The following is a 13,228-nucleotide window of genomic DNA, read 5'->3' as shown; positions in this document are numbered from 1 at the left end:
TCGCGATGCCGGTCGGCCACCTCGTGAGCCTGATGGTGCACCGGCGCAGGCCGGAAGCCGCCACCATGCCCGCGCGGCGGGCACTGCCGGAACATCCTGACTCGTCGTCGTTCCCGTCCAAGCACGCGGTGACTGCTGCCGCGTTCGGCACCGCCACCGCGTTGGAGGACCGCGGAGCCGCCGTGTTCGTGACGCCAGTGGCGCTTCTGGTGGCCTACAGCCGTCTCAGGACCCGCGTGCACTGGCCCACGGACGTCCTGGGCGGCTTGCTGATCGGTGTGCTGGTGGCGCTGGCTCACGCCGGAATCGGGCGCTCCGCCAAGGCCAGGGCGACGGCGTGCAGGTTGGCCGCCATGGTGCGGCCGGTGTTCTCCGACCACTCGTGACCCTCGTCGGTGTCGGAGTAGCTCGGGCCGGGACCCGGACCGCGGTTCCAGTACGTCCAGGCCTGGCCGGGGATCGTGTAGCCGATGTCGCCGAGCGCGCCGGCGATCTCGCTGATCACGTGGTGCGCGCCGTCCTCGTTGCCGGTCACCACGACGCCCGCGACCCGGTTGTAGGCCACCGGCCGTTCCTCGTCGTCGGTCTCGGAGATCATCGCGTCCATGCGCTCCAGCGCCCGTTGCGCGAGCGAGGACGGGTGGCCGACCCACGTCGGGGTCGCGAAGACCAGGATCTCGGCGTTCAGCGAAGCTATCGCAGGAACCCGGCCGTTAACGGCCGGGAGGAATGCGTTCCGCAGGTCTGCGGTGTCCTGACGCCGCGAGGAAAGGCCCGAACGCTGGGATGCGGCGGTGCCCGAGCCGGGCACCCGTCTGTGTCGAACACGCGTTCGGTATGTTCGGCTGTGTGAAGCTGGTGGTGCAGGTGAAGCTGCTGTCGACCGCCGGGCAGGCGGCGGCGCTGGCGGCGACTCTGCACGCGTGCAACGAGGCTGCGGACTGGGTGTCGCGGACGGCGTTCGAGCGCGGGGTGTTCGGTGAGTACGCGCTGCGTAAGCTCACCTACGGCGAGTTGAAGGCTCGCGGCCTGGGTGCGCAGGCCGCCCAGCACGTGATCAAGAAGGTCGCGGACGCCTACGCGACCGTGCGCGCCAGCATCCGCGCGGGGAACCTGACCGGCACGCGTCGGATCAAGGCCGAGTCGAAACCGATCTCGTTTCGCCGGTGGGCGGCCCAGCCGTTCGACGACCGCTGCCTGTCGTGGCGGCTGGATGCACAGACGGTCAGCATCTGGACGACCGCGGGCAGGATGAAGGACGTCCGGTTCGCCGGTTCGCCAGCGCAACTGGAGACGCTGCGCGCCCACCGCCAGGGCGAGTCGGATCTGCTGTTCCGCGACGGCATGTGGTTCCTGATTGCCACCTGCGAGATTCCGGAGATGCCCCAGTTCGAGCCTGCCGACTGGATCGGTGTGGACCGGGGTATCACGAACCTGGCCACCACCTCGGACCTGGACAACTTCCAGGGTCGCCGCCTGCAACGCTACCGCCGCTGGCATGCCAGCAAACGCGCCGAGCTGCAGGCCAGGCGGACCAAGTCCGCCGCGCGTCGCCTGAAGAAGCGATCGCGCCGGGAAGCTCGGCACGCGGCGCACGTCAACCACCGTATCGCCAAGGACATCGTGGCTGTTGCCGAACGCACCGGCCGCGGTATTGCCCTGGAGGAACTCCACGGCATCCGCGACCGGGTACGGCCCCGCCGGTACCAGCGAGCCACCCAGTCCTCCTGGCCGTTCCACCAGCTCGAACAGCACATCACCTACAAAGCTCGCCGGGCCGGTGTGCCGGTGCTGCTGGTGGACGCCCACTACACCTCGCAGATGTGCCCGAGGTGCAAGCACACGTCCCGTTCGAACCGGCCCACCAGGGATTGGTTCTCGTGTCGCCGGTGCGGTCTTGCTGGACCCGCCGACGTCGTCGCCGCCGTGAACATCCGTGATCGGGCACGGCGCGCGTGGGTACTCGTCAACGTGCCCTTACCAATGGCTGCATGAGCAGCTGCCGGTAGATGCGGCCCGCACGCCACAGCCAGTGGCGGACGAGGAACGCGAACAACGCCCCAGAAGGTCGAGAGTAGTCAAGCTCGGTCTTCAGAGCCGAGTAGTTGACCAGCTGTTCGTGGATCCGCGGCCACTCGTCGCCGTCACCGAGATCGGTCGTGATGCCGGGGGGAATGGTGTGGTCGGCCAGCCGGAACGTGGTGACCTCGACGTGCTTCTTGGCCAGTTCGTCGACGACGACCTGGGCGAGCAGATCCGTGTTGGACCGGTCGGGCGACTTCTTGAGGGTGCAGTTGAGAACCACCGCACGCATCAGGGCTGCCTCCACTTCTCGTCGGTGAGCATTCCGCTGGCTTGAGGTCCCATCAGGGACATGCCGCCGTCGACGACGAACGACGCTCCGGTCACGTACGAAGCGGCCGGCGTCGCCAGGAACGCCACCACGGCCGCGACCTCCGCGGCGTGGCCGGGACGGCCGAGCGGCACGCCCGGCCGCGGCTGGGTGTGCGGGTCGACGTCCTCCTGGCCGGTCATCGGCGTCGAGATCTCGCCCGGTGCCACCGAGTTGACCGTGATGCCGTGTTCGGACAGTTCGAGCGCGAGCACCTCGGTCAGCGCGCCGAGCCCGGCCTTGGCGGCGCAGTAGGGAGCGGCACCCACCCGTGGCAGGTGCTCGTGCACCGAGGTGATGTTGATGATCCGGCCACCGCGCCCGGCGTCGATCATGCGCTTGGCCGCGCGCTGACAGCACAGGAACGCGCCGTCCAGGTCCACCGAGAGCACGGAGCGCCAGGTGTCGAACGGCATGTCCATGACCTTCTGGCTGCTGCCGGTGCCCGCGCAGTTCACGAGGACGTCGACGCCGCCCAGTTCCTCTGCCAGCTCGTCCACGACGGCGGCCGCTGTGGGCAGGTCGGTGAGGTCCAGCCGGCGCACGGCACAGCGGGCGCCCGCGGCGCGTACCTCGTCGGCGGTTTTCGCGGCTCCGTCGGCGTCCTCGTGGTAGGTGATGCCGACGTCGACGCCACCGCCCGCCAGTGCGACGGCGACGGCTTTGCCGATGCCGGAGTCGGAACCGGTCACGACGGCGTAGAGGGGTGCGTTCATGACACGCGAGTACCCATGGGTGTGGCATGCATGCGGAGCGCGAAGTGGTTCAACGTCCTCGGCAGCGGCGCGCTGAGCGCGAGGAACGAGAGGTGCTCGCTGAGCGCGTCCAGCGTCGCGCTTCCCGTGGCCAGCACGAGATCACGGCCTGGGCAGACGCCGGGGCCGCCGCTGAACGGCACGATCGCGGGGTCGCGCGGCCGGTCCCAGATCTCCGGCGCGTACCGGTCGGCGTACGGCAGCCGGTCCTCGTCGCGGTGGAAGAACGGCGTGAACACGACGAACTCGGTGTTCTTCGGCAGCCAGGTGCCGTGCCAGTGGGTGGGTTTGGTGCTCTCCCGCAGGATCACCGGCGTGGTCGGCCACAGCCGTGCCGATTCCAGGATGCCGTGCGTGCCGCGCGCGCCGATGGCCAACGCTCGCATGGTGACGATTCCTGCCGCGTCGAAGGCGAACAGCCAGTGGGGAACCTGGCCGGACAGGTCGCCTGGTTGAGCGGCCAGACTGCCTTCTTCGCGCCGTTCAAGGTGCTCGTCGAGCCTGCGCTGGAAGCGTTCGCGCAGGCCGCGCTGCCTGGGGTGCAGGAAGGCCCAGTTCGCGTTCTGCCGCAGTGCCTTCAGGTCGTCGGTGAGCTGGTCGTCCGAGCGGGCGCCGTCGCCGAGCACGATCCTGCGGACGATCCGCCACCACGCCTGGCTGAACGAGTCCCAGGTCAGCTCGCCGGTGCTCATCACGTGCCGGGTCAGCAGGTCGGCCTCGTCGCGCACGATCGCGTCGACCGGCACGTTCTCCGGCCGCAGCGCGCTTTCGTTGAGCTCACGCCGCCGTTCCCGCGCCTCGCCCTCCGACACCAGCACGCCGTGTGGCTGGAAGTGCCTCAGGGCCGCCTTCTTCTCCTTGGTCGCCAACGCGAACGGTTCCGGTGACTCGGCCAGCAACCGGCCGACGTCAGCGGGGTCGACGAGCACCGCCACGCTGCGGCCGGTGATGCGCAGCCGCACCGGTTCGGGTCCGTACCGGTCACGCAGGTGCCGCATCGTGTCGATCGCCGTCGCGTCGGACTGCGTTTTCTCGGCGAGCGCCATCACGCCCGGCCTGCGGACGATGACGCCCTTGGCCAGCGTGGGCAGCAACACCGCCGCCAGCACTCGTGTCGTGTCGAGTCGTGAAGAGATCGCCATAGGTGTCGGCTACCCGGCGTCACGCAGGTGTGAACCGCCCTGACCGGGGGTATTCGCGGCTCAGCACGAACCAGGAGGTCGTGATGCCAGCGGGATCGAACGCGAAACGTGAACGCCAGTACGAGCACATCAAGGACTCCGCCCAAAGCCGTGGCGCCTCGTCCAAGCGGGCGAAGGAGATCGCCGCGCGGACGGTGAACAAGAACCGCGCCCAGTCCGGCGAGTCCAAGACCGCGAGCCGGTCGTCCACGAAGGACACGTCGCCGCAGAAGCGCGGCGGGCAGCGGTCGGGCACGAACAGGCCGAAGGGCCCCACGAAGGAGCAGCTCTACAACGAGGCCAAGAAGAAGAACATCAAGGGCCGCTCCACGATGACGAAGAAGGAGCTCGCGAACGCACTGGGACGCTGACTTGGCAGACGTGGACAAGACCTCGGCGCTGACGATTCTCACGACCGAGCACTACACGTTGCAGATGGTGCGCACCGCGACGATCGCCGACGCGGCCAGCCGGGCGGGACACCTGCTCACCACCATCTCCGCGTCCATGATCGCGCTCGGGTTCGCCGCCCAGGTCGTGTCGCCGCAGGTGCTGCTGACGTTGATGCTGGTGATCTTCACCGGCCTGTTCCTGGTCGGGCTCGTGACGCTCTTCCGCACGGTCGAGCTCACGATCGAGGACGTGCAGGCGGGCCTGGGGATCAACCGCATCCGGCACGTCTACGGCGACCTCGAACCATCCACAAAGGACGTTTTCGTCCGGCAGACCCACGACGACACGGCCGGTGTCGAGGCCGACGCCGGCCAGACCGGCTGGCCCAAGGCCCGTCGTCCGCGGCTGCTCGGCACGGCACTCGGCGTCGCCGGTCTGGTCAACCTGATCAACGGACTCGTCGCGGGCGTCGTCGCCGGTGCGGCCTGCGGACTCCTGAACGCCGGCCTGACGTGGTCGATCGTCATCGGTGCCGTCGTCGCCGTGGCTGTGATCAGCGCGTTCGGTGTGGCGCTCGGCCGGATCGGACGGCGCGGCCTCGCGCCCATCTCCACGCGCTATCCGAGGGACAACCCGAACTGAAGGAGAACCACCGTGAGGTACGACGTCGTCGACCTGATCATGCAGGATCACCGCGAGGTCGAGCGGCTGTTCGAGGAGCTGAAGAACCACCCGGAGAAACGGCCGCTGCTGACCCCGGTCCTGTGCGGCCTGCTCGTCGCCCACAGCCGCGCGGAGGAGACCGAGGTCTACCCGGTGGCCAAGCAGGAGGCCGGCGAGTCCGACGAGGTCGAGCACAGCCAGGAGGAGCACGCTCAGGCCGAGCGTCTGCTCGCCGAGCTGCTGGACTGCGAGTACGACTCGCCCCAGTACGACGCCAAGCTGCGCGAGGTCGTCGACGCGGTCACCCACCACGTCGAGGAAGAGGAGAAGACCGTCCTGCCGGGCATGAAGCGCCGCCTGAGCGAGCAACGCCGCCACGAGCTCGGCGAGAAGTTCGCGCACATCCGCGCCGACCACCTCGGCGACGTTCCCGGTCAGGCCAGCCGTGAGGAGCTGCTCGCGCAGGCCCGCAACCTCGGCCTGCAGAACGTCTCCTCGATGAGCAAGGCGGAGCTGCAGCGCGAGATGCAGAAGGCCGGGTCCTAGGTCAAAGGCCTGGGTGCGGTGTGTTGGCAGGTCCGTCGCGGGTATTCGCCCAGAGGACCCGAACGACGGGAGGAACCGTCATGCGCACCGCACTCCATGGCCTGGCCGAACGGGGCCAGAGCCCGTGGATGGACCAGTTGTCCAGGGACCTGCTGCGCGAGGGTGACCTCGCCGCGCTCGTCGACGCAGGCGTGCTCGGGGTGACGTCGAACCCGACGATCTTCCAGGACGCCATGAGCAGGGGCGACGCCTACGACGCGCAGAAGCGCGAGCTGCACGGGCAGGACCCGAAGGAGCTTTTCCTCGCTCTCGCCGCCGACGACGTCCGTGACGCCTGCGACCTGCTGGCGGGCAAGGGCACCTCGGAACGCGACGGCTGGGTGTCGATGGAGGTAGACCCGAACTTCGCCCACGACACTCAGGCGACGATCGACGAGGCGCGACGGCTGCACGAGATGATCGACCGGCCGAACCTCTTCGTGAAGATTCCCGGCACCAAAGAAGGCCTGCCGGCCATCGAGGAGTCGATCGCGCACGGCATCCCGGTCAACGTGACGCTGCTGTTCTCGATCGACCGGCACCGCGAGGCCGCCCAGGCCTACATCCGTGGACTGCACAGACTGCACGCCAACGGCGGTGACCTGAGCAAGGTCGCGTCGGTGGCGTCGTTCTTCGTGTCCAGAGTGGACACCGAAGCGGACGCGCGGCTCGACGCGATGCGCGCTCACCAGGTGCTGAAGGGCACGCTGGCGATCGCCAACGCCAAGCTCGCCTACCAGCAGTACCGGGAGATCTTCTCCGGCCTGGGCTGGCAGGAGCTGGCGAAGGCCGGTGCGACACCGCAGTGGTGCCTGTGGGCGTCCACGTCGACCAAGAACCCGGCCTACCGCGACACGCGTTACGTCGAGGAGCTCATCGGGCCTGAGACCGTGACCACCATGCCGCGCAAGACGATCGAGGCCTTCCTCGACCACGGCCGCGTCGCCGACACGCTCACCAAGGACGTGGACTCCGCGCGGCGCGTGCTGGAGCGGTTCGGCGAGATCAAGGTGAGCTACCGCGACGTCACCGACACGCTGGAACGCCAGGGCGTGCGGAAGTTCGCCGACTCCTACCAGCAGCTCCTCGACAGCCTGACCGCTCAACCAGCTCGGAGGTGACCCTTGCCCAACAACGACTTCCGCCACGAACTCGCCCAGCAGCTGCGGGTCGACTCGGTCCGCACGAGCGACGCGGGCGGCTCAGGGCATCCGACGTCGTCGATGTCCGCGGCCGACCTGATGGCCGTGCTGCTCGACGGCCACCTCAAGCTGGACTACAAGAATCCGGACAACCCTGCCAACGACCACCTGGTGTTCTCCAAGGGGCACGCCTCACCGCTCTACTACGCGATGCTCAAGGCGGCCGGCGCGATCACCGACGAGGAACTGCTGAGCTTCCGCGCGTTCGGCAGCAGGTTGGAAGGCCACCCGACGCCCCGCATCCCGCCGACCGACGTGGCGACCGGCTCACTTGGCTACGGCCTGCCCGTCGGCGTCGGTCTCGCGCTGACCGGAAAGCGGCTCGACGCCCTGCCGTACCGGGTGTGGGTGCTGTGCGGTGACTCGGAGATGTCCGAGGGCTCCATCTGGGAGGCCTTCCAGCACGCCGGTTGGGCGGGGCTCGACAACCTCACCGCGATCGTCGACGTGAACCGGCTCGGCCAGACCCGCGAGACGATGCTCGGCTGGGACCTCGACGGCTACGTGGCCCGCGCGGAAGCGTTCGGGTGGAAGGCCATCGCGATCGACGGCCACGACCTGGACGCCGTCGACGCGGCACTGTCCCAGGCCACGTCGACCACCGACCGGCCGACCGTGATCTTCGCGAAGACCAGGAAGGGGCGCGGGGTCAAGGCCGTCGAGGACAAGCCGGGCAGGCACGGCAAACCGCTGGAGGAACCTGCCGAGGCGATCGAGGAGCTCGGAGGTGCCCGCTCGATCACGGTGAAGGTCAGGACGCCCACGCCAGGATCGCCGCAGCGCTTCAGCACCGACGGGGGCAAGCTGCCCCGCTGGGAGATCGGGGAGGAGGTGGCGACGCGGCAGGCGTACGGGCAGGCGCTCACGGCGCTGGGAGGCCTGCGCGGCGACGTCGTGGTGCTCGACGGCGAGGTGTCGAACTCGACGATGTCCGAGCTCTTCGCCAAGGCCCATCCCGAGCGCTACTTCGAGATGTTCATCGCCGAGCAGCAGATGATCGCCGCCGCGGTGGGCATGCAGGCACGCAACTGGGTGCCGTTCGCGTCCACGTTCGGCGCGTTCCTGACCCGTGCGCACGACTTCGTCCGGATGGCCGCGGTCTCCCGCGCCGACCTGAGGCTGTGCGGCTCGCACGCCGGGGTGTCGATCGGCGAGGACGGTCCGTCGCAGATGGCGCTGGAGGACATCTCGATGTTCCGCACCGTCCACGGAAGCACCGTGCTGCATCCCTCCGACGCCAACCAGACGGTCGCGCTGGTCGCGGAGATGGCCACGCTCCCCGGCATCTCGTACCTGCGGACGTTGCGCGGGAAGACACCGGTGCGCACGTCACCGGACGAGAACATCCGTGTCGGGGGCAGCCGGGTGGTGCGGTGCGGCGATGACGACGACCTGACGATCGTCGCGTGCGGAATCACCGTCACCGAGGCCGAGAAGGCGGCCGAGGTGCTCGACGGTGACGGCATCAAGGCCCGCGTGATCGACTGCTACTCGATCAAGCCGATCGACGGCAACACGCTGGTGGACGCCGCCCATCAGACCCGTGCCGTGCTGACGGTGGAGGACCACTGGCCAGAGGGCGGGCTCGGCGACGCCGTGCTCGACGCGCTGGCCGCATGTCCCGATCGGCCGCCGGTGCGCAAGCTCGCCGTCGGCGCGATGCCGGTGTCCGGCAAGCCCGGTGAGCTGTTGCACGCCGCCCACATCGACGCCGAGGCCGTGGTGACGGCGGCGCGGCAGCTTCTCGAGAGTCCTGGCTAGACCGGCTCGGGCATCGGAGGAAGAGGATCCGGGTCCGGGCCGGGTGGCCGCGGCTGGTCCGGGCCCGGCGTGGGCGGGACGGGTTCTGGTGGCGGTACTGGCTGGGTCATGCCCGGTGGGTACCCGCTGGCGCACGCGGCTCACCAGCCGCCGAATTCCGCGCGCCGTCGAATTGGCCGGATTTCGCTAATGCTTCGAGCACCCCGGCCGACAATCCGTCGAGATTCTGTTTGGGACCGGCAGAACGGCGGGTGAGATGGCGCTGTCCAGGGTGACGTCACAGGGGTGGTTTCTTGGTTCCGACCAGACCCGCGGCCTGCGGTTCGGCGGCGCGATCGAGCTGATGCGGCTGCTCGACCGGCTCGCCGTCCGCCCGCGCTGGCCGTTCCGCGACGTGCCGTTGCCGATCGTCCACCTGCGACGGCCGCCCGGCGTGGAGAGTCCGCTCGAAGCGCTGGCCAACCGGCCGGCCACCGCTCGAGGCCGCCGGGTCGCGTTCGCTCACGTCCAGGGCACCGCCGACTCCGAACGGAGGCTGCTCGACGACGTGGTCGGCCAGCTCGCCGGCGAGGTGCGGGGCGCGGCGAAGCTGCGGTTTCCGCACTACGCGCTCGTCGGGTGGTTGCTCGACCTGACCTTGCCCGCGAACGTCGAGGCCGACGAGGAGGAACGGGAGATCGCGCGGGAGTTCCGGCAGCACCTGCGGCGGCGCGTGCGGATGACCACGGACGGCGCGCAGGACCTCGCCCAGGACTTCCCCTGGTGGATCCGGCTGGTCATCGGCCTGATGCCGCGGATCGGCCTGGCGCTGATGGCGTTGCTGTGGCGTCCGGCGACGTGGGTCGGCGAACAGGCCTTCGGAGGCCGGTCGCGCCACGGCCTCTACCGGCTGGCTCGTGCGTTCGTGAAGGAACGCTTGGCGGAGCGGCACGAGGACGAGGTCGGCGACCTGCTGGTGCGCGCGTTGCTGGAGGATCTACGGCGTTCTCATCGGCGTTGGACGTTGTGGGGCACCGGCAGACGACGGACCGGGTATCCGTGGCTGCTGATCGACGACGTCTCCGGCTCGACCTCGGGACGGTGGCTGGTGGACGCGATCGGTCGCGCCCGCAGCAGTGTCCGGAGTGGACAGTCCTGGCGAGCGAACCCGTTGAGCCGCCCGGATCCGCTGCTGGTGATCTCCGCAGGGGAGTCCGGCGACGTGCCGCCGACACACGCGTCCGACGCGCTCGCGGGCTATCACGACTGGCTCAGACACCTGTCGCGCTCCGAGAACTGGGTGCTGGCGCTCGACACCGATGCCTCCGAGCCCGCTCGCGGTGTTGTCGGTGGCCTTTCCGAGCTGCCGCCGTTGCACCTGCGCCGCGCCGTCGCCGCACCACTCGTGTTGTTGCTGATCGCCGCGTCGCTCGTGGCCGTGCCGTTCTACAACCACGCCAGGTGCGATGAGTGGTGGTCGGTGTCGTGGCGTTCCCCGCTGGAGCGGGTAGGGTCGGAATGCATCGGTGTGTCCGCGGATCCGTTGCGGCACTTCGTTCCCGACTCGGTGCCGGAGGACATCCGCCCCGCGCTGGAGGACGTCTACGGCCGGATCGTGGACGAGAACCGCAAGGCGGCTTTGAAGCCCGACGCGATCACGATCGTGTTCCTGAGCGTGCTGACTCCCGGCACCTCCAACAGTTTCCACGCTCTGGTCGAGGAGTTGCGCGGCGTGTGGGTCGCGCAGAAGACCAGCGACGTGCCCATCAAGATGTTGCTGGCCAACGGTGGCGAGGGTCCGGGCGGGCGCGGCCTCGCCTCCGCGGACATCGCCGCGGACAAGATCATCGAACTCGCGGCGCGTGATCGGAGCGTCGTCGCGGTGACCGGTTTGTCGATCAGTACCGACACCGCCAAGTCCGTGGTGAAGCGGCTCGGCAGCAACGCGTTGCCGGTCATCGGCACGCTGACGTCCGCGGACGACATGGCGAGCATCAACGAGTACTACTACCAGGTGGGGCCCAACAACATGCGGGAGGCGCGGGTCGCCGCCTATTACGCGCAGAGCCGCCTCAACGTCACCGACGTGGCGATCTTCTACTCCGGTGACCCGGCCGACAGGTACAGCCAGAACCTGGCAGAGGACGCTCGTGCTTCCTTCGGTGAGCGCAACATCGCGGTCAGCCAGTACAGGTCGTACCGGGTCGCGAGCGACGACGAGGGCCTGGCGCCGGCCAGTCTCGGTCAGGGCGCCTGTCCGGCCGAGGCCAAGCCGGGGTACGCGGTCTTCTACGCCGGGCGCTCCCAGTACCTCGCGGAGTTCCTGCGCGGCATGAACAGCAGGTGCCTGGGCAGCACGCCGCCGGTGATCGCGGGCGACTCGTCCACGCGGTTCATCCTCGAGGGCACGATGGCCCAGTTCCCCAACGTGCGACTGGACTACCTGTCGTTCGCGAGCCCCGCCGCGTGGGCCGACTGCGCGAAGGTGCCGTTCTACAAGAACTATCTCGACGTGTTCCGCAAGACTTGTAAGACGCTGGTGGACGGTCGTTCGGCTGCTGCCTACGACTCGGTGCAGGTGCTGGCGGAAGGCGTGCGGCAGGTCCGCAGGACCGACCCCGGCGCGCGGGTGCGTGAGGGGCTCCTCGCCGGGATCGGCAGCATCCGGCCGGACAACGCGATCCAGGGCGCGACCGGGACGATCGGGTTCAGCACCAGCACCCGGCTGCCGTCGAACAAGGCCGTACTGGTGTTGCAGGGCAAGCCGGACAACACCTCGGCGCCGAGGCTCCTGTGCGGCGAGCTGCCATTCCCCGCCGACCTGGCCGCCGGGCTGGAGCAGGACGGTGGTTGTCCGCGCGATCCGCAGTAGGTCAGCGTTCGGTGCCCAGCACCGGTTTGAGGTCCACGATCGGCGTGCCGTCGAGGGCCTCCAGGTCGGCGACCCGCACCTTCAGCCCGTCCACCGCGAGGATCCGGACGCGGTGCAGGCCGATGGGGTTCGGGCGGTCCGGCGAGCGGGTGGAGAACACGCCGGTCTCCGGCCTGCTCTGGTCGCTGCGGGGATGCACGGCCAGCACGGACCGGTCCGCGCGGTCGAGCCAGGTCAGCACGAGGACGTCCTGGCCTGCGGCGAGTTCGCGCATCGCCCGTGCGTACTCCGGGGCGAAGATGAGCCAGGCTTCCGGCGCGCCCTCGTCGCCCTGCTTGGGCGAGGAGTCGCGGTCGGTGAGGGGCGATTCGACGTGGCCGATCGGCTGCAGCTTCATCAGGTCCCGCAGAAGGTCCGGTAGGTGGCACTGAAGTCCTGCGGTGCAGGCTCCGCGAAGTATTCCAGTCTTGGACGCTGGTCGTAGGGGGAGGTCACGGCGTCCAGCAGCCGTTCCAGCGGGCCCAGATCGCCGCCGGACCCTGCGGCGAGCGCCTCTTCGACGAGGTGGTTGCGCGGGATGTAGACGGGGTTGACCCGGTCCATCGCGTCGCCGTCCGGCCCGAGCTCACGCCAGCGCGCGATCCAGGCGTCGATCCTGGCGAGGTCGAGGAACAGCGACCGGGCGGGCTCGGCGTCGCCCCTCGCCGCCTTGCCGAGGTCGCGGAAGAACGACGTGAAGTCGACGTGGTTCTCGTGCATGAGCGCGAGCAGGTCTTTGAGCAGCGGCTTCACGTCGCCGGACACGCCGAGCTTGGCCTTCATGCCCCCGATCCAGGCCTGTTCGAAGTGCCCGTCGAACGTGCCGAGCGTCTCGAGGGCGAGCGCCACGGCCTTGTCCTCGTCGTCCGCGAACAACGGCAGCAGCGCCTCGGCGAGGCGGGCGAGGTTCCACTCGGCGATGATCGGCTGGTTGCCGTAGGCGTAGCGGCCGCGGTGGTCGATCGAGCTGTACTTCGTCTTCGGGTCGTACGCCTCCATGAACGCGCACGGGCCGTAGTCGATGGTCTCGCCGGAGATCGTCATGTTGTCGGTGTTCATGACGCCGTGGATGAACCCGACGAGCATCCACTGGGCCACGAGCGCGGCCTGCGCGGCGACCACCTGGGCGAACAGCTCCAGGTAGGTGCTGCCGGGGTGGTGGCGGGCGATGGCGTGGTCGGCGAGGCGGCGCAGCAGGTCGTGGTCGCCGGTGTTGCGGGCGTACTGGAAGCTGCCGACCCGAAGGTGGCTGGCCGCGACGCGCGCGAGCACGGCGCCGGGCAGCGATTCTTCGCGGTGGACGACGCCGCCGGTCGCCACGACGGCCAGCGAGCGAGTCGTCGGGATGCCCAGCGCGTTCATCGCCTCGCTGACGACGTACTCGCGCAGCATGGGGCCGATCGCGG

Annotated in this window: 14 protein-coding genes; 8 read left to right on the top strand and 6 right to left on the bottom strand. The window is 69.3% G+C overall.

The window, feature by feature from the left end; genetic code table 11:
• On the top strand, positions 1-386 hold a 386-nt coding region (locus FXN61_RS39500; protein WP_167979007.1), incomplete at its 5' end, for a phosphatase PAP2 family protein.
• On the opposite strand, the gene FXN61_RS39495 is transcribed toward FXN61_RS39500, so the two are convergent.
• Positions 296-811 carry a flavodoxin family protein gene (locus FXN61_RS39495; protein ID WP_312878353.1) on the bottom strand — a complete coding sequence of 172 codons (516 nt, stop codon included), beginning with the start codon at positions 809-811 and terminating at the stop codon, positions 296-298. The two genes, FXN61_RS39500 and FXN61_RS39495, sit on opposite strands and share 91 nt — an antisense overlap.
• Positions 812-849: 38 nt before the next feature.
• Here FXN61_RS39495 and FXN61_RS39490 point away from each other — a divergent pair, with 38 nt between their 5' ends.
• Positions 850-1,995: an RNA-guided endonuclease InsQ/TnpB family protein gene (locus FXN61_RS39490; protein ID WP_223165803.1), complete on the top strand. Its 1,146-nt coding sequence runs from the start codon at positions 850-852 to the stop codon at positions 1,993-1,995.
• Here FXN61_RS39490 and FXN61_RS39485 read toward each other — a convergent pair.
• From FXN61_RS39485 to FXN61_RS39475, 3 genes are read right to left on the bottom strand one after another with little or no spacing between them, the layout of a single operon-like run.
• On the bottom strand, positions 1,967-2,314 hold the full coding sequence (locus FXN61_RS39485; protein ID WP_167979006.1) for an NAD(P)H-dependent oxidoreductase: 348 nt from the start codon (positions 2,312-2,314) through the stop codon (positions 1,967-1,969). The genes FXN61_RS39490 and FXN61_RS39485 overlap by 29 nt on opposite strands.
• Complete coding sequence (locus FXN61_RS39480) at positions 2,314-3,108, bottom strand: SDR family oxidoreductase (protein ID WP_167979005.1); 795 nt, start codon at positions 3,106-3,108, stop codon at positions 2,314-2,316. The genes FXN61_RS39485 and FXN61_RS39480 overlap by 1 nt, the downstream gene beginning before the upstream one ends.
• A complete protein-coding gene (locus tag FXN61_RS39475; protein ID WP_167979004.1) occupies positions 3,105-4,289 on the bottom strand; it encodes a cytochrome P450 in 1,185 nt (394 codons plus the stop codon). The genes FXN61_RS39480 and FXN61_RS39475 overlap by 4 nt, the downstream gene beginning before the upstream one ends.
• 83 nt (positions 4,290-4,372) lie before the next feature.
• Here FXN61_RS39475 and FXN61_RS39470 point away from each other — a divergent pair, with 83 nt between their 5' ends.
• The 6 genes from FXN61_RS39470 (at position 4,373) to FXN61_RS39445 (ending at position 11,783) form a co-directional block, all read left to right on the top strand.
• Positions 4,373-4,699 carry a plasmid stabilization protein gene (locus tag FXN61_RS39470; RefSeq protein ID WP_167979003.1) on the top strand — a complete coding sequence of 109 codons (327 nt, stop codon included), beginning with the start codon at positions 4,373-4,375 and terminating at the stop codon, positions 4,697-4,699.
• Positions 4,700-4,709: 10 nt separating this feature from the next.
• Positions 4,710-5,363: a hypothetical protein gene (locus FXN61_RS39465; protein ID WP_167979002.1), complete on the top strand. Its 654-nt coding sequence runs from the start codon at positions 4,710-4,712 to the stop codon at positions 5,361-5,363.
• 12 nt (positions 5,364-5,375) lie between these two features.
• Positions 5,376-5,930: a hemerythrin domain-containing protein gene (locus FXN61_RS39460; RefSeq protein WP_167979001.1), complete on the top strand. Its 555-nt coding sequence runs from the start codon at positions 5,376-5,378 to the stop codon at positions 5,928-5,930.
• 80 nt (positions 5,931-6,010) lie between these two features.
• On the top strand, positions 6,011-7,090 hold the full coding sequence (gene tal, locus FXN61_RS39455) for a transaldolase (protein WP_167979000.1): 1,080 nt from the start codon (positions 6,011-6,013) through the stop codon (positions 7,088-7,090).
• 3 nt (positions 7,091-7,093) lie between these two features.
• The gene (locus tag FXN61_RS39450; RefSeq protein ID WP_167978999.1) at positions 7,094-8,932 is read left to right on the top strand and encodes a transketolase; all 1,839 of its coding nucleotides are present in this window, start codon (positions 7,094-7,096) and stop codon (positions 8,930-8,932) included.
• A gap of 256 nt (positions 8,933-9,188) precedes the next feature.
• A complete protein-coding gene (locus FXN61_RS39445; protein ID WP_167978998.1) occupies positions 9,189-11,783 on the top strand; it encodes a type 1 periplasmic-binding domain-containing protein in 2,595 nt (864 codons plus the stop codon).
• A 1-nt stretch (position 11,784) separates the two neighbouring features.
• Here FXN61_RS39445 and tsaA read toward each other — a convergent pair whose 3' ends face one another.
• Both tsaA and FXN61_RS39435 read right to left on the bottom strand, forming a co-directional pair.
• The gene (gene tsaA / locus FXN61_RS39440) at positions 11,785-12,180 is read right to left on the bottom strand and encodes a tRNA (N6-threonylcarbamoyladenosine(37)-N6)-methyltransferase TrmO (RefSeq protein WP_188135984.1); all 396 of its coding nucleotides are present in this window, start codon (positions 12,178-12,180) and stop codon (positions 11,785-11,787) included.
• On the bottom strand, positions 12,180-13,228 hold a 1,049-nt coding region (locus FXN61_RS39435), incomplete at its 5' end, for a protein adenylyltransferase SelO family protein (RefSeq protein WP_167978997.1). The genes tsaA and FXN61_RS39435, both read right to left, overlap by 1 nt.

This window comes from Lentzea indica, assembly GCF_012184385.1.
Taxonomy (GTDB): Bacteria; Actinomycetota; Actinomycetes; order Mycobacteriales; family Pseudonocardiaceae; genus Lentzea; species Lentzea indica.
This window is presented reverse-complemented; position numbering and strand designations above follow the sequence as displayed.

Coding starts and splice junctions, on each gene's coding strand:
- tal (WP_167979000.1), top strand. CDS start 6,011: ATGCGCACCGCACTCCATGGCCTGGCCGAACGGGGCCAGAGCCCGTGG.
- tsaA (WP_188135984.1), bottom strand. CDS start 12,180: ATGAAGCTGCAGCCGATCGGCCACGTCGAATCGCCCCTCACCGACCGC.
- FXN61_RS39475 (WP_167979004.1), bottom strand. CDS start 4,289: ATGGCGATCTCTTCACGACTCGACACGACACGAGTGCTGGCGGCGGTG.
- FXN61_RS39470 (WP_167979003.1), top strand. CDS start 4,373: ATGCCAGCGGGATCGAACGCGAAACGTGAACGCCAGTACGAGCACATC.
- FXN61_RS39485 (WP_167979006.1), bottom strand. CDS start 2,314: ATGCGTGCGGTGGTTCTCAACTGCACCCTCAAGAAGTCGCCCGACCGG.
- FXN61_RS39480 (WP_167979005.1), bottom strand. CDS start 3,108: ATGAACGCACCCCTCTACGCCGTCGTGACCGGTTCCGACTCCGGCATC.
- FXN61_RS39445 (WP_167978998.1), top strand. CDS start 9,189: ATGGCGCTGTCCAGGGTGACGTCACAGGGGTGGTTTCTTGGTTCCGAC.